Source organism: Pseudomonas sp. 22082, assembly GCF_052046055.1.
GTDB classification, from domain to species: Bacteria; Pseudomonadota; Gammaproteobacteria; order Pseudomonadales; family Pseudomonadaceae; genus Aquipseudomonas; species Aquipseudomonas pharyngis.
Genome location: NZ_JBQEQB010000003.1, coordinates 68,333 through 88,470 on the forward strand (window position 1 = coordinate 68,333; position 20,138 = coordinate 88,470).

The window sequence follows — 20,138 nt, forward strand, 5'->3', positions numbered from 1 at the left end:
CATTTCCTGTATCCAGAGAACTGTCGTACCTCCAGGCCGAAGTTCTCGCGATATAGCCAAGCATGAAAAAACCAGCTGTCCAGCAAGTCGGGGGGCAGATACATCTCTCATTACAATTTAATGAAGTGTGCTTTGTTTAATTAAAAACAGCTCAGAACTGTCAATTAGCTGTAACCAGGACGTTAATCGCTATTGAGTCGTGACCAGGCCTCGGCATTCAGAATGCCCAGCACTTCAAGTTGCCCCTTGGCATCAATGCGAACAAACAGCGTGCTTCCATAATCAGCGGCGATTGCATGGGGAAAACCGGTCTGTTTTTCAAAGTCGCTGATGCAGCCGCTGTGGGTGACCAGCACCAGATTGCGCTGTGCAACTTTGTGCGCCACCACCTCGTTACGCAGCGACGAACCGCAGGATTCAAGCCAGGGCTGGGCAGTAGCGTCCTGCCCGAACATGGCACGCGCCGTTTGCACGGTTCGGGTCAGCGGGCTGGTGAATACCTGTGCCTGCTGCATGCCCAGGCTCGTGAAACCCTTGCCCACTCGCACAGCCGAGTCATTGCCTACCTGAGTGATGCCGTCTTCCGGGCCCAGACAAAGATGGTCGGAGCGGTCGCAACGTTCAGCATGGCGCACCAGTGCCACCACTTCGCCCGCCTGCCAGGCCCTGGTCCAGTCAGCCCTTGCCGCCTTGCCCGCCTGGCCCAGATCAATGGGTGAGCGGGTGACCCAGACAAAGCCGCTGACCAGTGCAATCGCCACCCCTGCACCGATGACCGTCAGCAGTTTTCCAAGTCGCAATATTCGACGTTGTTTATAGACTGCTGTTAATAGCATCTGTCGCTCCACGCCATGCCCCTTAACTTCGCAGGCGCAACTGGCCTGCGATTTAATCAACTTTATGGTTGCGTACTTGAATGCTGGCTGAATGTTGGGACTGTTCACGTCGGGCCGCAGTGAAGAACATGTGAAAAATTTGCGGGAGTTGAAAATGTGCAATTAATCAAGTTTCTGATAACCAGACTCAAATACGCTTTTTTTACCGGGCTGGCTTAACAACTGTTGCTGTTTGAGGTGAAGCTGAATCTGTTCGGTCCATCTATTGAGTACACACCTGATGTTGACCGCTGAGTCTGATAACCGAGGTGGAGTCCTCCAGCCGAATGGATTTCAAGCAAAGCCTGACGAAACGGATCGTCATCGTATTCGCCTCGATGAGTGCGCTGGTGGCCGGCGTATTTGCGCTGGGAATCGTAGCCACCGTGCATGTGGTGGAACACAAGTTGACGGCCACGACCTTGATGGGCGGACTGCATCGTCTGCTGGCAATGGATGACATCAGTCGCTGGAGCCATCGACCGGAAAAGAGCGAGCTGTTTTTCTTCGAAGGTGGACCGGGCGCCATGGCGCTCGTCCCGTCACTGGCGGCTCTGTCGCCGGGGTTTCAGGAGGTCATGTTCGAGGGCGATGGCTTTTTCGCCATGGTCGAGATGGTGGGCGGACGCAAGTACGTGCTGTTGCGTGACCAGGAAAGTCTCGAACAGCGTGAGCGTCTGTTGTTCATTGTGGTGGCGGTCGGGTTCATCCTGAGCATTCTGCTGGCGATTGTGCTGGGTCGATTGCTGGCGCGACGGGTGATGGCCCCGGTCATTCGCCTGGCGCGGCAGGTTCGTCACCGCGACCAGTTACTGGTACTGGCGCCGCCCCTGCATCCGGACTACGCGGCGGACGAAGTCGGAGAACTGGCACTGTCGTTCGATCAGACACTGGGCCGGCTGCGCGAAACACTGAGCCGCGAAAAGCTCTTCACCAGCGACGTGAGCCATGAACTTCGCACACCATTGATGGTGCTCGGCGGCGCCTGCGAGTTGCTGCTCGCCAATCCGTCGCTCGATACCCGCTCGGCCGCGCAGGTCAACCGCATCGCACGGGCCAGCCATGAAATGCGTCAGTTGGTGGACACCTTCCTCATGCTCGCCCGCGCCCAGGAAGATACCGGTGGCGACATTTGCGTTTCCCTCGGGGAGGTTGCACGCGTTCAGGCGGAGATCTGGGGAAGGCTGATCCGCGAAAAAGGGCTGGAATTTTTCTGCGACATCAATCCGGCCGGCACGGCTCGTTACAACCAGACCTTTTTGCAGTCAGTGATGGGTAACCTGCTGCGCAATGCCTGGCATTACACCGATCAGGGTTTTGTCAGGCTGACCGTCGGGGAATGCGGATTTGTGGTTGAAGACAGTGGCATCGGCATTCCCGAAGAACGCCGACAAGCGATGTTCCAGCCATTCGTGCGGGGTGACGAGCGTCGAGGCGAGGGGCTTGGGCTGGGGTTGTCACTGGTGCAGCGGATTTGCAATCGCGAGCACTGGCAGGTCGAGCTGACAACCCGTGAGCCCCACGGTTGTCGCTTTACCGTCCTTTTGAAGACGGACGCTCAGGACGCCGGTGGACAGCCCCGCGCAGTGCCCGCCGCCTGACCGATCAACGCGGCCAGGCGCTTGACGTTGTTCTGCTGGGCCGCCACCAGATCGTCAATGCTCGGCCCGGACGGGGTTTGCAGCAGCGAGCGGCAGGCGAGCAGGGCGTCGTCACCGGTGTTGGCCTGGCGCAGGCGCCATTTGACGTCGATCAGCCCGTACTGCCCGGGAATCGAATCGAAGCGTTGCACATCGATGCGCACCGAGGTTTTGCGCGGGCCGCCGGCATTACTCAGTTGATCCACCAGCGCGCTGCGCAACTCATCGCTGAGGCTGGCGCCCCACCATTCAGTCTCGAGAATCGCCAGGCCGCTGTTGCCCTGGCGGATGACGATCTGCGGCCGGTCGACCTGCGGCGGCACGCTGATGCCTTCGATGGTGATTTCCGAACCGGCGCGGCCGGCCATCGGTTGCGTCGGCGTCAGGGTGTGAAAGCTGATCGGGGCGCTTTTGCAGGCGCCCAGCAGCAGGCCGATCGCGAGCACGGTGAACTTCAGCTTTAAAGCCATGGGACAGCTCCTGTGCTCAATTACGCGGCGGCCCTTTGAGGTCCAGCGGCGGGGCGTTGTCGGGGCGGCCGCGAATCAACGATTCCGGATGACGGCCCAGGTAATCGGACAGTTCACGCAGCGAACGCGACATGCGCCCAAGCTCGTCGAGGGTTTCGGTCAGTTGTTCGCGTTGCGGCGAATCTTCGGCCAAGGTCGAGCTGGCCGACTGCAGGGTCTTGCTCAGGTCGGCGAGGGTGTTCTGCACGCCGGGCAGGGTCCTGGCATTGAACTGGGTCAGGCCTTTGCGCAATTCCACGAGGTTGCTGTCGAGGTTGCCGGCAATCCGTTCCACCGGCAGTTTGTTGAGCTTGTCGATCATCGCTTCGAGTTTTTCCTGCAACTGTTCGAGGCTGCCGGGGACGGTCGGAACGCTGATCGGGCGGGCGGTCGGGTCGAACGCGACTTTTTCGGCTTTGGGGAAGAAATCCAGCGCGATGTACAACTGGCCGGTCAGCAGGTTGCCGCTGCGGGCCTGGGCGCGCAGGCCGTTGTCGATAAAGGTGCCGATCAGGCGCACGGCGGCGGCTTCGTCGTCCGGATTGTGCTCGAGTACCTTGAGCATCTTCACGTGAGCCTGACCGAGGCGTTGCGGGTAAATCACGATGCCGACGTTGAGCGGGAAGCTGCGTTTCTTCGCGTCGAAATCCAGGTTGACGCTCACCACCCGGCCGATTTCGATGCCGAGAAACTCCACCGGTGCGCCGACTTTCAACCCGCGCAGGGCCTGATCGAAACGCAGGGTCAGGTATTGCGCCTTGCCGTTGGGCGGGGCGAGGGCGGTTTGCTGGTCGTCGAACAGGTCGTAAGTTCTTTCTTCGGCGGCGGCAACGTCGTTGGGGCTGTACTCCGGCGCGCGGAAGGCGATGCCGCCCACCAGCAAGGTCGACAACGATTCGGTTTTCACCGCAAAACCGTTGGCGCCGACGTTGACGTCAATGCCGCTGGCGTTCCAGAACCGGGTGTTTTCCGTGACGTAGGCGTCGTTCGGCGCATGGATGAACACCTCGATGTTCACTCCTTTGCCATCGGCGTCCAGCGCATAGGCCACGACTTGGCCGACCGGGATCTTGCGGTAATAGACCGGCGAGCCGATGTCCAGCGAGCCGAGATCCGAAGCGTGCAGGTTGAAGCGTTTACCCGGTTCGCCGTAGGTGATCGGCGGCGGGTTTTCCAGTCCCTTGAAATGCTTCGAACGCGAGTTGGACTGACCGATGTCGGCGCCGATGTAGTCACCGGAAAGCAACGTATCGATGCCCGAGACACCGCCCGCACCGATGCGCGGCCGGACGACCCAGAACTGCGAATCTTCGCGGGTAAAGGTTTCGGCCTGCTTGGCCAGTTTGATGGTGGCGTTGACGCTTTTCTGGTCGTCGCTCAGCTCGACGTCTGTGACCTGGCCGATGACCACGTTGCGGTATTTGACTTCGGTCTTGTTGGCGGTCAGGCCGCTGCCGGTCTTGAAGGTGACGGTGATGGTGGGGCCTTCCTGCATCAGGTTGTGCACCACCAGCGACAAGCCCACCAGCACCGCGACGATCGGCACGATCCACACCAGCGAAATGCTGAAACGGCGGGTCTTGACCGGCGCCTGGCCGGGCGCTCGCGGTTGATCGGCGGCTGACGACTCCATCCATGACCTCCAGGGTGTGTTGGGCACTGAGCGTCAGGAACGCAAAAGCACTTCATCAATATAGAAGTGCTTCGCGATAGAGCAAATGCGCAGGCCGCTTTAACCGGGAAGCGTCATCCCAGCAGTTCCCTCAGGCGATACCAGAACATGCCCAGTGCCAGCAGTGGCGAACGCAGCGCCGGGCCGCCGGGGAAGGTCATGTGCGGCACGCTGCTGAACACATCCATGCCCTGACTGTGACCGGCATGAATTGCTTCGCCCAGCAGTTTGGCGCACCAGTGGGTGACGTTCAGGCCATGGCCGGAATAGCCCTGGGCGTAGAACACATTCGGGTGCTGTTTCAATCGACCGACCTGCGGGAAGCGGTTGGCGGTGATGCCGATCTTGCCGCCCCACTGATAGTCGATGCGCACATCCGCCAGTTGCGGGAACACCTTGAGCATCTTTGGTCGCATGTAGGCGGCGATGTCCGTCGGATCCCGCCCCGAATAATGGCAGGCGCCACCGAACAGCAAGCGTCGGTCCGCCGAGAGCCGGTAGTAATCGAGGCCGACTTTCTGGTCGCACAGCGCCAGGTTCTGCGGAATCAGCTCGGCGGCGCGTTCCGCCGGCAGCGGTTCAGTGGCGATGATGTAGCTGCCGGCGGGCAGGACCTTGCCGCTGAGTTGCTGTTCGAGTTCGTCCAGATGCGCGTTGCAGCCGAGTACCAGACTGCCGGCGCGCACGCTGCCGCTCTGGGTGCGGACTTGAACGGTCGGGCCGTGGAGAATTTCCAGCACCGGGCTCTGCTCGAAAATCCGCACCCCGAGGGATGCCGCCAGCCGCGCTTCACCCTGCACCAGATCCAGCGGATGTAGATGGCCTGAGCCCATGTCGATCAGGCCGCCCTTGTAGACCCCCGCGTTCACCACTTGCTGACGAATCAGCTCAGGGGCAACCAGCCGCGTTTCATGGCGGTAGCCCAACTGCGCCAGGCTGTCCTGCTCGGCCCTGAAGGCGTCGAACTGCGCTGGCGTGTTGGCCAGTTCGCAGAAGCCCCAGCGCAGGTCGCACTCGATGGCGTTGTCGGTGATACGCTGGCGCACCAGTTCCACCGAGTCGATCCCGGCTCGGTGCAGGTAGCGCACGCCTTCGCTGCCGACATGCCGGGCGAAGCCTTCTACGTCATGACCGATCCCGCGAATCAACTGCCCGCCATTGCGCCCGCTGGCGCCCCAGCCGATGCGCCGGGCTTCGAGCAGAATCACCGAAAGCCCGCGCTGCGCCAGTTCAATCGCCGTATTGACGCCGGTGAACCCGCCACCGATCACGCAGACATCGGCAATCAAGTCACCCGTCAGTTCCGGATAGGGTGTGCTGGCCCGGGCCGACGCGGCGTAATAGGAGCGGGCGTGTTCCTGGGTGTACTGATTCATTTGTTCGACTTCACTTTGCTCCAGGACCGGGTCATCAGACGCATGATCGACTGGGGCGGGGTAGAGGAGATGTAGAGCTTGTCGAGGACTTCCTGAGACGGATAGACCTCGGGATTGTTGACCAGCTCCGTATCCATGTATTGCTTGGCCGCCGGGTTCGGGTTGGCGTAGCCGACCGAGGCGCTGACCTTGGCGATCACTTGCGGATCGAGCAGGTAATTGATGAAGGCGTGAGCTTCCCTGGTGTTGCCGGCGTCGGCGGGAATCGCCAGCAGGTCGAACCACAGGTTCGCGCCTTCCTTGGGAATCGAGTACGCGATGTTCACGCCGTTCTTGGCTTCCTTGGCGCGGTTGGCGGCCTGGAACACGTCGCCGGAATAACCGAAGGCCACGCAGATGTCGCCGTTGGCCAGGTCGGACACGTATTTCGAGGAATGGAAATAGGTAATGTACGGCCGGATGCTCAGCAGTTTCTCTTCGGCCTTCTTGTAGTCCTCGGGTTTCTCGCTGCGCGGATCCATGCCCATGTAGTTGAGGATCGCCGGGAACACTTCATCGGCCGAGTCCATCATCGACACGCCACACTGGCTGAGCTTTTTCAGGTTCTCCGGTTCGAACAGCACGGCCCAGGAATCGATGTGATCGATGCCCAGCACCTGCTTGACCTTGTCGACGTTGTAGCCGATGCCATTAGTGCCCCACAGATACGGCACCGAGTGTTCGTTGCCCGGATCGTTCTTCTCAAGCAGGGCCAGCAGTTTCGGGTCGAGGTTTTTCCAGTTCGGCAGTTGCGAGCGGTCCAGCTTGAGGAACGCACCGGCTTTTACCTGACGGGCGAGGAAGTGGTTGGACGGCACCACCACGTCATAGCCGGTGCGCCCGGCGAGCAGTTTGCCTTCGAGGGTTTCATTGGAGTCGAAGACGTCATAAATCACCTTGATCCCGCTGCTGGACTGGAAGTCGGCGAGGGTGGTTTCGCCGATGTAATCGGTCCAGTTGTAGACGCTGACCTGGGGTTGGGCGAAGGCGCCGGCACTGCACGCCAGGGCCAGCGCGGCGGGAATCAGGGATTTCAACAGACGCATATCGACACCTCTTCGAATTATTGGGTTTTTCAGGTGAGCACGTTCCCTTGTGGGAGCTGGCAAGCCAGGTCCCACAAGGGCGGGTGTTGGTTACACGCTCAGCAACAGGAACTCCCGCTCCCAGGAACTGATCACGCGCTTGAAGTTTTCATGTTCGGCGCGTTTCACCGCGACGTAGCCGCGCACGAACTTGTTGCCCAGGTATTGCGCGACGGTGTCGCACTCTTCCATCTGGGTCAGGGCTTCTTCGATGGTGATCGGCAGGCGCAGGTTGCGGCGCTCGTAGGCCCGACCTTCGACGGCAGCGCTCGGTTCGATGCCTTCGACCATGCCGATGTAACCGCACAGCAGGCTCGCGGCGATGGCCAGGTACGGGTTGGCGTCGGCGCCCGGCAGACGGTTTTCGACCCGCATCGCCTCGGGCCCGGAGGTCGGTACACGCAGGCCGACGGTGCGGTTTTCTTCGCCCCATTCGACGTTGACCGGTGCCGAGGTGTCCGGCAGGAAACGGCGGAACGAGTTCACGTTGGGCGCGAACATTGGCAGCACCTTCGGGATGTACTTCTGCAGACCGCCGATGTGATGGCGGAACAGGTCGCTCATGCTGCCGTCGGCATTGGCGAAAATCGGCTGGCCGCTGGCGATCTCGACCACGCTCTGGTGCAGGTGCATGGCGCTGCCGGGCTCATCGCCGATCGGCTTGGCCATGAAGGTCGCGGTCACGTTGTGCTTGAGCGCGGCTTCACGCAGGGTGCGTTTGAACACGGTGATCTGGTCGGCCAGATCCAGTGCATCGCCGTGGCGGAAGTTGATTTCCATCTGCGCCGGGCCGTCTTCGTGGATCAGCGTGTCCAGGTCCAGGCCTTGCAGTTCGCACCAGTCGTAGACGTCTTCGAACAGCGGATCGAATTCGTTGGCGGCGTCGATGGAGAACGACTGACGACCGCTTTCGGCGCGACCGGAACGGCCGAGCGGCGCCTTGAGTGGCAGGTCCGGGTCTTCGCAGCGCTGAGTCAGGTAGAACTCCATTTCCGGCGCCACGATCGGCTTCCAGCCTTTGTCGGTGTACAGCTGCAGGACTTTCTTCAGCACGTTGCGCGGCGACAGTTCGATCGGGTTGCCGAACTTGTCGAAGGTGTCGTGGATGACGATGGCGGTCGGCTCGATGGCCCACGGAATCACGTACACCGCGTCGCTCACCGGCTTGCAGACCATGTCGATGTCGGCCGGGTCGAGCAGGTCGTAGTAGATGTCGTCGTCGACAAAATCCCCGGTTACCGTTTGCAGCAGCACACTTTCCGGCAGGCGCATGCCTCGCTCATGCAGGAACTTGTTGGTCGGTGCGATCTTGCCGCGGGCGATGCCGGTCAGGTCGCTGACCACGCATTCCACTTCGGTAATCTTGTGATCTTTCAGCCATGTGAACAGCTGATCGAAAGGGGCATTCATAAAGACCTCGTCGTTGGTTTTGTTGACGCGGGGGAACGCGATTTCATCTTTCGCAGGCTTCCCCTGTGGCGCGTTGACGACTATCTTGGGCGGGCCTTGCCGTTCCATCTATCCACTTTCAGCAGCACCAAAGCGCACCAAAAGAGTGCGCAAGGTTCCCCATGACGACGTGCAATCCGCTTCAGGTCCAAGCGTTCAACACCGCCGATGTCACCGAACAAATCCGCGCCACGCCGGGTTGGGTGCAGCATTACCAGCAGATGTCGCCAGGGCATTTCGCCGGGCAGATCCGCTATCTGGATTTGCAGGGAGTGGAGGTTTACGAAGAACAGATGAACACCCGGGTCGAGCAGAATTTCAGCGCACCGCAAGGGTCTTTGGCGTTCTGTTTCGATCGCAGCGACAACGCGCTGTATCTGCTCAATGAAGAGAGCCGCAACATCTGGATCACCCCGGAGAACTACCAGGAAATCGCCGTGGTGTTCGGCCCGGAATTCGTCCAGCGCAACGGACTGGACGTGGCCAGGCTGGAAGGTCTGTTCATGGCGCCGCTCAATGGCGCGCAGAATGGATTGTTCAGCCGCTGGTTAAGCTCGACTCTCACGAAGTTGTCGCAAGCCCTTGATCTGCCGAGTAAAGAGGCACTGACTCAGCAGCTATTGGAGGATTGCCTGTTCATCCTCGACAACGCGAGCGTGTGTCTGGATGGCGGCGGTTTGCAGCGTCGCGCCGAGGAGCGAATCACCCTCAAACGCGTGGGCGAGTGGGCGGCGGATTCGCCGGAAGAAACCCTCAATCTGCTGGAATTATCGCGGGTCGCCGGGGTTTCCCTGCGCCAGTTGCAGCAGACCTTCAAGGCCTATACGGGGATGTCGCCGAGCCACTGGCTACGGTTGCGCAGGCTCAACAGTGCGCGGCGCGAATTGCTCAATCGTTCGCCTGCGGAGACCACCGTGGCGGAAGTGGCGATGAACTGGTCGTTCTGGCATTTGGGCCGTTTTTCAAGCAGTTATCGAGCATTGTTCAAGGAGTTACCGAGCGAGACGTTGAAGCGCTCATCGTCCTTGTAACGGGTGCTCTGCGCCACAAACAAAAAAAAGGCGGGAGAGGTTTCGGTATTCACCGAAGCCTCTCCCGCCTTTTTCATCTGCCGATATTGCTAAGCCTGTTGCGTTACCGGCTAACCCACTCTGAGACGCTTGAAGGAGGACGAAAGGGATCTTTTCATCAGTCTGGCCATCGGGGTTTCTATTTCCTTATGGATGACATGGGACGCACCTATCATCAAAGCGATGGTGCCCCAGAGCAGCACGTGTGGATTGATGGTCGGATAAGCGATGTTGAAGATCATGAAGCCGATCATTTGATGCAGCAGGTAAAGCGGGTAAGTCAGTGCGCCCAATGCTGTCCAGTCGAACTTCCCCACGGCTGACGTCTTATGCGTCGCGATAAAAAGGAAGGTCATGAAAAACAGGGCAATGACACCGCAGATGATCAAGGAGTCGTATTCGGTCGAATATTTCAGTTCAATCGACTCGGCCCACTTGATCGCGTTGAAGCTGGCCAATGCCTGCGCGGCTGCCAGCAGGGAAATACGGGATTTGGTAAAACCCTTGTCCCAGATGATGTAGAACGTGGCGCCAGCGATGAAATAGGCCGCGTAGTCGGTGATCAAGACCGAGCGCAGTTTTTCGAAAGCAAAGACTTCCGCAGCGGCCGAGATCAGCAGCCACAGTACGAGGAAGGTTTCTATTTTCTCTATCTTCTTGAAAGCCAACAGGATCGCGATCATCAAGTAGAACTTTATCTCGACGAACAATGACCAGTAGACCCCGTCTATGGGGGGCACACCAAGCAGGTCGCCCAGAAAGGTCAGGTTGATCAAGTATTGATAGAAATCGGCCGAAAATCGTGGCTGCCCGATGGCCAGCGTGATGAGAAACGTGATCGTGCAACACACCCAGAACGCCGGGCAGAGACGAATGACGCGGGAAATGAAGAACACCTTGAGGTTGTTGCTCGAAGCCGTCATCAGGATCACGAATCCGCTGATCATGAAAAACAGTTCAACGCCCAGATAACCGTATTTGGCAACGTCAGCCAAAAGTGGATAGGGCATGACCGACATCTCACCCCTCGCATAGCCGCGAAACGCATAGTGAAAGATCACCACCGCGAACGCCGCAAGAAAGCGCAGCAAATCCAGTTCTGTCAGCCGTCTGTTGTTCATGTGCATGCGCTCCGGGGGTGTTAGCGCGGATTGAAAACTGACGACTGTGCCGAGTGAAAATCGACTCAAGGCGAAAGCTATGACGGTTGGGGCGGCTCATCGTCTGGCCCCAGGCTTGGTGTGAGGGTCAAGGATTGCGTTGCCACATGCGGATGTAATCGACTTCAAAAGTGGAGGGCAGGTCAGCATCGTCGACCACGCCGAACCATTTCCACATGGCCTCGCTGTCGAAGACGATCTGCATGGGGAAAAAGAAATAATGGTTCTTCGATTCTCTGACCAGCACACCATCGACGTACCAGCGCAGGGTATCGGGCTGCCAGTCGAAGCCGTAGACATGAAAGTCGCCGGCCAGCCGCCAGGGACTGGTCCAGGTGCTGCCGTTGGCGATATGTTCGGTGCTGTGCGGCGTGGCCCAGAGGTGGGCGTTCATGTTGTAGGCGCGGTCTGAAAGCGCATTTTTGGTCTTGCCGCCGATTTCAAAGATGTCGATTTCGGTGGCGTTGTCAGTCATGCCCGTCCAGGCCAGCCAGAAGGCGCTGGACGCTGCGGAATTCATGGGTTTGGCCCGCGCTTCGTAGTACCCGTAGAAGCCGCGTTCAAGGGTACGCACCATGGCTGAGGTGTAGTCCTTGAAGCCGAGCTCGACGTATTTCTGCGGCAAGGTTTCCTTGCGAAAGACAATGTTCAGGTTGCCATTGCCGACACTGGCGTTGCGCTCGGTGAACAACGCCGGCTTGCGGCCCAGCGACTCATTCCCGACGGCATTGTTGACGTGCCAGCGTGTGCGGTCGAGGGTGGTGCCATCGAACTCGTCGGACAGCGTCGTGTTGAGCACCCATTGACCGGCATTGGCCTGATCGGACAAGGGCAACCGGGCGTTGATGCGCGTCGGCAATGTCCCCAATGGGCCGACGCGGGTCCAGGTGTCGGCATGCGTGGGGATGGCCACGGACCATTTGTCTGCCAGGTATTGAAAGGCGCGCTGGCGCTCGGCGAGCGAGGCGAATGGACGGTCATACACCAGCACTTCGGCGATGTCGCCGCGAAAGTTTTCCGAGTGACCGACGGCATTGCGCCCGACCCCGTAGGGGCCGATCGGCACGTCGTGCAGTTCCAGCACGGAAACCGTCGGCTCGTACTCCCCGGTTTGCGCCAGGCTGACCGCGAAATTCGGCAGCACGTTGTCGTTGCTGGCGGCCTGCGGGCGTGAACTGAACAACCGTTGCCAGGGATCGACTCCGGCCTGTTCCGGCAACCGCCGGGACACGATCAGTACGGTCACAGATCCTTTAGCCGTGCGCAGGGCCCGGCCGAGTAATCCCGAATTGCCGTCGAAGCGCACCACCGAATGGCCATTGAGGCTGTTTCTTGCCCACTGTGGCGGTGAGGTGGCGTCAGCGACCGTCGCGTCATTGGCCTTGCCCGACTTGTCACTCCAGCGCTGGAGCCGGTTCTGCGCATCCAGGGTCATCGCGGATGAGTCGGCCGCGTCCAGCCACAACACGAGGCCGGTGGTCGGTACGGGCGTAGGCGCCTGCGCGGCGTTGCTTGCCAGCGCAACCGAAAACAGCACGACCAGCAGACATTCCTTGAGCATCGGCATCACTTCACCGCAACGGGTGCCGGAATCTTGAATGACGATTGATACCCCTGCGGATTGCACGACTGCCAGCGCCAGCTATCGGTGATCATCTGTTCCAGGCCGCGCTGCGCGCTCCAGCCCAGTTCGCGTCCCGCCTTGGCCGGATCGGCCCAGCACTTGGCGATGTCGCCGAGACGTCGAGGGGCGAAGCGGTAGGGAATGCTGATGCCGGTGATGTCCTCGAAACTGTGGATGATCTGCAGCACGCTGTAGCCGACGCCGGTGCCGAGGTTCCAGAAGTGAATGCCATTGTCGTGCTGCAGCACTTGCAGGGCCTTGAGGTGACCGATGGCCAGGTCGACCACGTGGATGTAGTCGCGCACGCAGGTCCCGTCCACGGTGGGATAGTCGCTGCCGTACACCGTGAGTTCGGGTATCCGGCCTATGGCAACCTGGGTCAGGCACGGCAACAGGTTGTTGGGGCGGCCGCTCGGGTCTTCGCCGATCATTCCGCTTTCGTGGGCGCCGATCGGGTTGAAGTAACGCAACAATCCAATGCTCCAGCGCGGATCGGAGTTGCACAGATCCGTCAGTAACTCTTCGATCATCAGCTTGGTGCGGCCATAGGGATTGACCGGTTTGCCGGTGCCGAAATCTTCGGCAATCGGCGTGCGCGTCGGCTCCCCGTACACCGTGGCTGACGAGCTGAACACCAGCCGGAATACGTTATTGCGGGCCATCGCCTGACAGAGGCCAAGCGTGCCGGCAACGTTGTTGACGTAGTAGTCCAGCGGCTTGCGCACGCTTTCTTCGACGGATTTGAGACTGGCAAAGTGCACGACGGCGTCGATGTCGTATCGGCTGAAGATATCGTCGAGCAGGACCGGGTCGCGAATATCGCCCTTGATGAAGTCGACGCGGGTCAGGGTCAGTTGCTCGAGGCGCCGGATGCACTCTCGACAGCTGTTGCACAGGTTGTCGAGCACCAGCACCTTGTGGCCGGCGTTAATGAGGGCCAGAGCCGTATGCGAGCCGATGTAGCCGGCACCGCCAGTAATCAACGTGGTTTTGCGCATGGTGAGGCCTTCCTGTCTCAGGGCTGAACTCAGCGGGAGGTGAAAACCGATTTGAATTCCTGTGGCCAGTGCGGGTGCAGGGCGCTGTAACCCACGGCATAACTCAGTGCGCCGAGCACGACGCTGCCGATCAAATGCAGGTAACCCTGAAGACCCAGCTGCGGTAGCACCAGCAGCACGGTTGCAGCCATGACCAGGGAGGCGATCACGCTGCGGTAACTGGCTTCGAAAAAGCCGCGCCAGCTGTAACCGATCGCCGTGTTCAGGCCACGGATCTGCAGCGGCGTGATGACCAGCATGCGCGCCAGCAGAGCGACGGCTGCAGCCATGCCGCCGTACAGGTTGCCGAGGGCGTAGACCAGCGCCAGGGCCAGCGCGGTGGTCAGCACTTCAGCCTTGATCGTGAGGTGGCTGCGGTTGACCGCCACCAGTGCGGTGGTGGCGTACATGGCGCTGTTGCCGATGGCGGCGGTGCAGGCCAGCACTTGCAGCAGCGGGATGGCCGCTGCCCATTTGGCGCCGAAGATCAACAGGATCAGGTCGCTTGCCGTAAGTGCGAGTCCGATGAACAGGGGCGTCAACAGAAAGCCGCTGACGGCGGTTGAATCGCCAACGATCCCGATCAATCGCTTGGGTTCTGCGCTGCGCCGGGAGAACGCCGGCAGTGCGTAGCTCAGCAAGCCGTTGTAGATTGCGGTGCGTGGCAGTTCAATGATGCGCATCGCCATGTTGAACATGCCGACCGCGTTCGCGCCGGCGGTGATGCCCAGCACCACGTTGACCCCGCGCTGCAAGGTTTGCGAGCTCAGCGCGTTGATGGCCACCGGTGCGCCTGACCTCAACAATTCACGCAGGATCGGACCGTCGATGTAGAAAGGGATACGTCGCGGGTCGGCGCGCATCAACACAATGATCGACACCAGTTCCATGATCAGCGCCTGGGCAATGACCGCCCACGCACCCAGTCCCCAAAGCGCAACGGCAATGCCACCGACGCCACCCGCCACTTTGCCCAGCAATGTGCGCGACGCCAGCATCTTGAAGTTACCGCAGCGGCGCATCTGCGCCACATAGACCCGCGCCATCATGGTGAACAGGATCTTTATCGAGGCTATCGCCGTCATCCATTGCAGCAGCGGGTCGGGGGTGTACAGCATGACCGCGCCCGAAATGACGCCAATGCTCGCCAGACTGACCAGCACCGCCGCCCAGTAGGCGGTGCTGATGTGCTTGTCTTCCAGTCGCTCAAGCCGGACCAGCGGGTCTTCGAGCACCGAGGAGTACACCAGACCGATCAACTCGACGATGGCGATGATTACCGTGCCCACACCCAGCTCGGCAGGCGACAGCAGCCTGGCGTAGGCGACAAAGGTAATCATCGACAACAGGATCAGGCCGAATTTCTCGGTGAAGATCCAGGTCAATGTCGTCAGACGGTGGTTGGCCATGGCGGATACCGGATCAATGAGCCGTGGTTGAAGCCGTTGCCTTGCGCAAGGTTCTGGCGCGGGCATACAGGTAGCGCAAGGTCGGTTTGCCGCTGGCGAAGATCAGGGCCTGCCAGGAGCAATCCAGCATTCGCCGGTATACGCCAAGGACCTGGTCATGCTCGCCACGTCGGGAAAACGCCTCGAGAAAATCGGTGTGGTTGCCCAGCACGAAATCGATCCGCTGCTGCCGGGTCAGTTGCGCGCCGTAACGGGCGAGGTACACCTCGATGAAGCGGATTTTGTTCTGGTAGTACTTTTTCGGATTCGCGGTCATGTTGCCGCCATTGACCGTGCGCTCCAGCAGCACCTCCGGCACCGTGTGGATCTCCCAGTGTTCGGCGATCCGCGTCCACATGAAGCGGTCTTCGGAATAACGCAGGCTGGCGTCGAAGCCGCCGAGTTGCATGATCACGTCACGTTTGACCAGCGCGGTGGAAACGCCATTGACGACGTTGGCGTGGATGAAATCGTAGAAGTGCCGGCCGTTCTTCAACCGGTCGTCCAGTTGGCGCCTGCCATCGCTGTAGTTGACTTGCGCGTAGCAGTCGATCAGCCCCACCGGCCGGCCCTGTTGCGTGAGCTCGCCATACAGTGCCAGCTGTAACTCCAGCTTTCGCGGATGCCATTGGTCATCGGCATCGAGCATCGCCACAAACGTCTCTTTAGAGTGGCGCATCCCATGGTTACGGGCACTGGCCTGGCCTTCGTTGGCTTGCTGCAACAGGGTCAGGCGAAACGGCGCGGTGAAGTCTCGGACCCGTTGTGGTCCGTCATCGGTGGACCCGTCGTCGATGACGATGACGTGATCGGGCAGTCGGGTTTGCCGGGCCAGGGAGGTCAGCGTCTGCTCGATGCTGTCGGCGCCGTTGTACATCGGAATGATGACGCACACTGAATCTGCTGAACGGGGAGCTTGGTTGGGCACGGTGATTCTCCTTGGGTTACGCGCGGGCGGAATCGCGCGGTAGTGCGCGGCCCGACGAACGCTGACGCAGCGCTGCCGGTGAGGATTCGGGGTAGGTCGCGTGGTGGTGCCGGAAGGTCAGGGCCAGGGTGCAGAACACCAGAAACTCGGCGGAGCGGTAGTTGGGGATCACGTACGCCACATAATTGGTGACGGCGAACAGACCGATGATGACCAGCGCACTGGCACGAAACCGGGCTGCCTGATTCGCCGTCACGGCGCGGTATTGCTTGAACAGTGCTTCACCGAACATCAACGCCAGCGCCGTCAGCTGAATGAGGCCACCATTGAGCAGGGTCTCCATGTAGCCGCTGTGGGCGTTGCCGATGTAACCCCAGCGGGTAATGAACGCATCGGCATCGGGACTTGCCCAGAAGGCGCCGAAGCCGTAGCCCTTGAGTAACTGGCTGTCGATGAAAGGCGCGAGCAGTTCCCAGATCAGGGTCCGATCGGTCAGTGACGGGTCGCGCCCGGCCATTTCCAGCAGCATCGCAAAGTTGCTGTACAGAAACAGGCAAACCAGCAGGTAAAGGAGGGTGCATCCGAGGAACAGCAACTGTGAGCGATTGATGCCCAGGCGGATCATCGTGAGGAAGTACCAGTAGCTGATCGTGCCGGAAATAATCAGCGCTACACCGGTGGCTGACTGGGCAAGCAGGATCGCGACCAGCGAAAAGAATGAGCACAAGAGCGCCCAGCGATTGCGCTGCCGGATCATCGGCAGCAACAGCATGATGGCGATCGCATTGAGTCGGGCGCCGGCATTCTTTTCGGCGAAAACGCCTTTGAACGCGCCGTCGCGAATGCCCCCGGAGAGAAACGCCACTTCAGGCATGACAACGGCGAGCAACAACCCGATCAACGCCGCGATGCCAATGGCGCAGCCGAGCATGAAGGCGATTTTTTCAAGGGAGTAGTTATAGGCAATGAAGCCTGCAAAAAACACCACGCCGAGCAGGGCGATAAACCGCTTGAGACTGAGCATCGGGTCGTGGGACCAGCCGATCGATGCGATGACACAGAGCAGGAACACCAGCAGGAAGAAGTTGCTGCGATAAAAGGTCTTGCTGAGGAACACCTTGTTGCGGATGAAAAAGAACAACGGCACCAGCAGCGTGATGAGGCCGCAGACCTGATTGGCGACATTGCCTTCGAGGTCTTTGTTGATATCGCCGAAGCTCGCGGCACTGCCCAGACCGAGGACAAAGGTAATCACCTGGATGTAGAACAGGATGCCGAACAGCGTGAAGGCGTCGCGCAGTGTCGAATAGCGGATCGTCAGTGGGCTCATGATGACGGGTCTCCAACCAGTGCTTTGAGGTAGGTCTGCACTGCACTGGCACTCATGAATCGTGCGGCCGCATCAAGGCGTGATTGACGCTGCAGATCGCGCGGTATGGACAGTTGCTCGACGATGGCCTGTGCCAGGGCGATGGGATCCTCCACTGCGACCAGCGGGGCAACCACGCCGCCGCCGAGAATCTCCTGAGGGCCATGGGGGCAGCGGGTCGCCACCACCGGCGTACCCGTGGATAACGCCTCGACCAGCGCGTTGGGGCTGCCCTCGAAACGCGACGACAGCACGAAGCAATCGGCTGCGGCTACTTCTGCCAGGGGATCGTTGGCATACCCCGGCAGATCGAAGCGCTCCGCCACCCCCAGCTGTTTCGCCTGTTCAAGCAGTTCGGCCCTGAGGGCGCCTTCGCCAAAAATGATCAGGCGGGCATCGCGATCCGGCAGTGCGGCGAACGCTGTGATCAGCGTGTCGAAACCTTTTTGTGGCGCCAGACGCCCCACGGCGACAATCACCGTGCCGGACTTTTCCAGCAGCCAGCGGTGGCGGGGCAGTCCCGGTGTCTTCTCGCGAAAGTCGTTGTCGAGCACCGGGTTGTCGGCAATGGTCACGTCCCGGCGTCGGGCGAGTGTGGTATCGACCAGGTCCTGGGCGACACCGCGCGAAACGCAGATCACCGGATTGGGAATCAGCCGATACAGCAGCGGCGCCACCCGATATGCCATGCGCACCATGAAATCGGGGTTCACGTGCCGGTCATGGGAAAAGGCATTGCGCTCGCTGACGTGCAGGCGGGTCAGCGTGCCGGACAGTGCCGCCGCGATGATCGCCACCACGTTGACGTGGGTGAGGGCTGCCAGTTGGGCGTCAAAGCGATTGTCACGCAGGAATCGCGTCAGTGCCGGCACCGCACGGACGCTGCGCGGGCTGTGCAATTCGACTTTTTTCACGCGCGGGTCGAGATGGGCTGCGTGAATGCCGCCGCCGGTGAGCATCAGCAATGTCACGTCGTTGCCTGCATCCACCAGCGCTTTGGCCAGGCGCGACATCATTTTTTCAGCACCGCCGGCGCTGAGGTCATGGAGGATGATCAGTAATTTTTTCATTGATTCCAGACCTGGTAGTACGCCTGCGCCGCGTACTGACTGGTGTACGGGCGCAGGGTGGCAGTGAGCGTCTCTTCGCCGGGGCCGATGGCATGACCTGAGGTCAGGTTGCGCAGCATGCCGTCGGCCAGTGCCTGTACATCGTTGACGATCACCAGTTGACCGAGTCGGCCGTGGTCCAGCAGTTCTCTGGGCCCGGTCTCGCAATCGCAGGCCAGCACCGGCGTGCCCAGCGCCAACGCCTCGATCAGCACGGTCGGCATGCCTTCTTGCAGCGAACTCAGAATGAACAGCCGGGCGTGCCTGAGCACGGGATAGGGATTACTCATAAACCCGCTGAAATGCACCCGTTGCGCGATACCCAATTGCCTGGCCTGGGTGACCAAGGCTTCGCGCAACGGGCCATCACCGACGATCACCAGATCCGGCAGCGCCGCGCTGCGCAGCGCCAAGGCGTAGGCATCGAGCAGCAGATGAAACCCCTTGGGTTCGACCAGACGCCCCAGGCTCAGCCAGTAGTTGCGGGGCAATCCGGCCGGCCTGGGCGCCTGGGCGGCTTGAAACAGTTGATCGGTGACGACCGCGTTGGGGCAATAGCGGATGCGCTGCCGCCCCCAGGGCACGGCATCGGCGAGGGTCTGGCGCAAAGCCGACGAAACCGTCACCACCTTGCCGCTGCCACACAGGTACAAGGCGTAGAGCAGACGCAGGCTCGAGGGTCCGGTTTTCTGTTCGCTGCAATCGAGGGTCGCATGGCGGCTGTAGATGACTTTGCAGGTACTGCCCAGGGTGGCGAACCACGTGCAGAGGTTGGCCTGCTCCTTGGCGGAAATGAGATGGGTGACACCTTCGTGCCGTATGAGCCGGCGCAGCAAAACGATGGACTTGAACAGGCCGACGAGGCCGTTGCCGCCACCGCTGTAGCATTGAATGTCCCGGGCGTCGGGCATGTCTGCGTTCATGACGAAAAAGCTCACCCGCCGGCCATCCTTGAGAAACTGCTCGGACAGCCGCTGCTGAACGCGCTCGACGCCACCGCCGGGCTTGAAATCCTTGAGGATAAACAGGATGTGCATGGTCATTCCTCAACCTTGATGGCGACTTTGTGTCGAACGATCATGTTCAGCAGGTGCAGGAAGTTGCTCGGGTAATCGATGAGGTAGCGTTTGATCGTGTGGGGCTCGCGGTACATGCGATAGAACGCGCGCAAGTGCAGGCGATTGATCAGCGCCGGGTAGTACTGCCGCGTGGCCAGAGCTTCCTGGCGGATGAACCCGCCACAGCTGAAGGCGACCCCGCGAAAGCCTGCGCGCAGGGCATCCTGCTCGAACTGCTCTTGCCGTCCGGCGCCCAGGCCGACGATCAGAATGTCCGCTGCGCTGCGACAGATGTCGTACCGAATGTCTTCGGCCTGGGCGGCGGTGAAAAAGCCGTTGTGATAGCCGGCGATGGACAGCTGCGGATAAAGGCTCTTGATCTTGATGATGAATAGGTCAAGTTCGGCTTGCCGGGCGCCGACGAAATAAACCCGTTTGCCCTGTTGCTCGGCGCTGCGCAGCACAACGTCGGCTATCGAGGTGAAGTCGAAGCTGACCCGGCCAATCGGTCTGCCGGTGATGCGAGACATGAAGGTCGACATCAGCATGCCGTCGCAAAAATAGGCAACGCTGCTCGGGTTCTGCTCGAAAAAACTGCCGATCGAGGCAAAGTTGATGAAGGAATAGGCCTGGTTGGCCTCCAGCAATTTCGCCGAGTAGTGGCCGACTATCTCCAGTTTGAACATGGCG

General features: G+C 60.3%; 17 protein-coding genes. 2 read left to right on the forward strand and 15 right to left on the reverse strand.

Translation table 11 applies throughout. The features are described 5' to 3' along the window. Positions 1 to 182: 182 nt before the first annotated feature. On the reverse strand, positions 183 to 998 hold the full coding sequence (locus tag ACTJK9_RS04635) for a histidine phosphatase family protein (RefSeq protein ID WP_440812495.1): 816 nt from the start codon (positions 996 to 998) through the stop codon (positions 183 to 185). 164 nt (positions 999 to 1,162) lie between these two features. Here ACTJK9_RS04635 and ACTJK9_RS04640 point away from each other — a divergent pair, with 164 nt between their 5' ends. Continuing rightward, positions 1,163 to 2,476 (forward strand): sensor histidine kinase, encoded by a 1,314-nt coding sequence (locus tag ACTJK9_RS04640; protein WP_414881773.1) that lies wholly within the window; start codon positions 1,163 to 1,165, stop codon positions 2,474 to 2,476. On the opposite strand, the gene ACTJK9_RS04645 is transcribed toward ACTJK9_RS04640, so the two are convergent. From ACTJK9_RS04645 to ACTJK9_RS04665, 5 genes are all read right to left on the reverse strand, one after another. Beyond that, positions 2,434 to 2,985 carry a PqiC family protein gene (locus ACTJK9_RS04645; protein ID WP_440812497.1) on the reverse strand — a complete coding sequence of 184 codons (552 nt, stop codon included), beginning with the start codon at positions 2,983 to 2,985 and terminating at the stop codon, positions 2,434 to 2,436. The two genes, ACTJK9_RS04640 and ACTJK9_RS04645, sit on opposite strands and share 43 nt — an antisense overlap. A 16-nt stretch (positions 2,986 to 3,001) precedes the next feature. Then, a complete protein-coding gene (locus ACTJK9_RS04650; RefSeq protein ID WP_440812499.1) occupies positions 3,002 to 4,657 on the reverse strand; it encodes a PqiB family protein in 1,656 nt (551 codons plus the stop codon). 113 nt (positions 4,658 to 4,770) lie between these two features. After that, on the reverse strand, positions 4,771 to 6,072 hold the full coding sequence (locus ACTJK9_RS04655) for an NAD(P)/FAD-dependent oxidoreductase (RefSeq protein WP_440812501.1): 1,302 nt from the start codon (positions 6,070 to 6,072) through the stop codon (positions 4,771 to 4,773). Further along, on the reverse strand, positions 6,069 to 7,157 hold the full coding sequence (locus ACTJK9_RS04660) for a polyamine ABC transporter substrate-binding protein (RefSeq protein ID WP_440812503.1): 1,089 nt from the start codon (positions 7,155 to 7,157) through the stop codon (positions 6,069 to 6,071). Before ACTJK9_RS04660 ends, ACTJK9_RS04655 begins: the two co-directional genes overlap by 4 nt. Before the next feature lie 90 nt (positions 7,158 to 7,247). Beyond that, complete coding sequence (locus ACTJK9_RS04665; protein WP_064600843.1) at positions 7,248 to 8,606, reverse strand: glutamine synthetase family protein; 1,359 nt, start codon at positions 8,604 to 8,606, stop codon at positions 7,248 to 7,250. A 161-nt stretch (positions 8,607 to 8,767) separates the two neighbouring features. Between ACTJK9_RS04665 and ACTJK9_RS04670 the strand changes: the two genes are divergently transcribed. Continuing rightward, positions 8,768 to 9,676, forward strand: a complete 909-nt coding sequence (locus tag ACTJK9_RS04670) for a helix-turn-helix domain-containing protein (RefSeq protein WP_440812505.1) — start codon at positions 8,768 to 8,770, stop codon at positions 9,674 to 9,676. Positions 9,677 to 9,786: 110 nt separating this feature from the next. On the opposite strand, the gene ACTJK9_RS04675 is transcribed toward ACTJK9_RS04670, so the two are convergent. From ACTJK9_RS04675 to ACTJK9_RS04715, 9 genes are all read right to left on the reverse strand, one after another. Further along, positions 9,787 to 10,836 (reverse strand): acyltransferase family protein, encoded by a 1,050-nt coding sequence (locus ACTJK9_RS04675; RefSeq protein WP_074690531.1) that lies wholly within the window; start codon positions 10,834 to 10,836, stop codon positions 9,787 to 9,789. Positions 10,837 to 10,963: 127 nt separating this feature from the next. Next, the gene (locus tag ACTJK9_RS04680) at positions 10,964 to 12,442 is read right to left on the reverse strand and encodes a family 16 glycosylhydrolase (protein WP_440812507.1); all 1,479 of its coding nucleotides are present in this window, start codon (positions 12,440 to 12,442) and stop codon (positions 10,964 to 10,966) included. Then, complete coding sequence (gene galE / locus ACTJK9_RS04685; RefSeq protein WP_085646631.1) at positions 12,442 to 13,497, reverse strand: UDP-glucose 4-epimerase GalE; 1,056 nt, start codon at positions 13,495 to 13,497, stop codon at positions 12,442 to 12,444. Before galE ends, ACTJK9_RS04680 begins: the two co-directional genes overlap by 1 nt. A 29-nt stretch (positions 13,498 to 13,526) precedes the next feature. After that, positions 13,527 to 14,945: an oligosaccharide flippase family protein gene (locus ACTJK9_RS04690; protein WP_440812509.1), complete on the reverse strand. Its 1,419-nt coding sequence runs from the start codon at positions 14,943 to 14,945 to the stop codon at positions 13,527 to 13,529. Between the two features lie 13 nt (positions 14,946 to 14,958). Next, positions 14,959 to 15,912 (reverse strand): glycosyltransferase family 2 protein, encoded by a 954-nt coding sequence (locus ACTJK9_RS04695; RefSeq protein ID WP_085646629.1) that lies wholly within the window; start codon positions 15,910 to 15,912, stop codon positions 14,959 to 14,961. A gap of 16 nt (positions 15,913 to 15,928) precedes the next feature. Continuing rightward, positions 15,929 to 17,242, reverse strand: a complete 1,314-nt coding sequence (locus ACTJK9_RS04700; RefSeq protein ID WP_440812513.1) for an O-antigen ligase family protein — start codon at positions 17,240 to 17,242, stop codon at positions 15,929 to 15,931. After that, a complete protein-coding gene (locus tag ACTJK9_RS04705; RefSeq protein WP_440812515.1) occupies positions 17,239 to 18,351 on the reverse strand; it encodes a glycosyltransferase in 1,113 nt (370 codons plus the stop codon). The genes ACTJK9_RS04700 and ACTJK9_RS04705 overlap by 4 nt, the downstream gene beginning before the upstream one ends. After that, positions 18,348 to 19,427 carry a glycosyltransferase gene (locus ACTJK9_RS04710; protein ID WP_440812517.1) on the reverse strand — a complete coding sequence of 360 codons (1,080 nt, stop codon included), beginning with the start codon at positions 19,425 to 19,427 and terminating at the stop codon, positions 18,348 to 18,350. Before ACTJK9_RS04710 ends, ACTJK9_RS04705 begins: the two co-directional genes overlap by 4 nt. 2 nt (positions 19,428 to 19,429) lie before the next feature. Continuing rightward, entirely contained in the window at positions 19,430 to 20,134 is a 705-nt protein-coding gene (locus tag ACTJK9_RS04715; RefSeq protein ID WP_440812520.1) for a WecB/TagA/CpsF family glycosyltransferase, read from the reverse strand. Between the last annotated feature and the right edge of the window lie 4 nt (positions 20,135 to 20,138).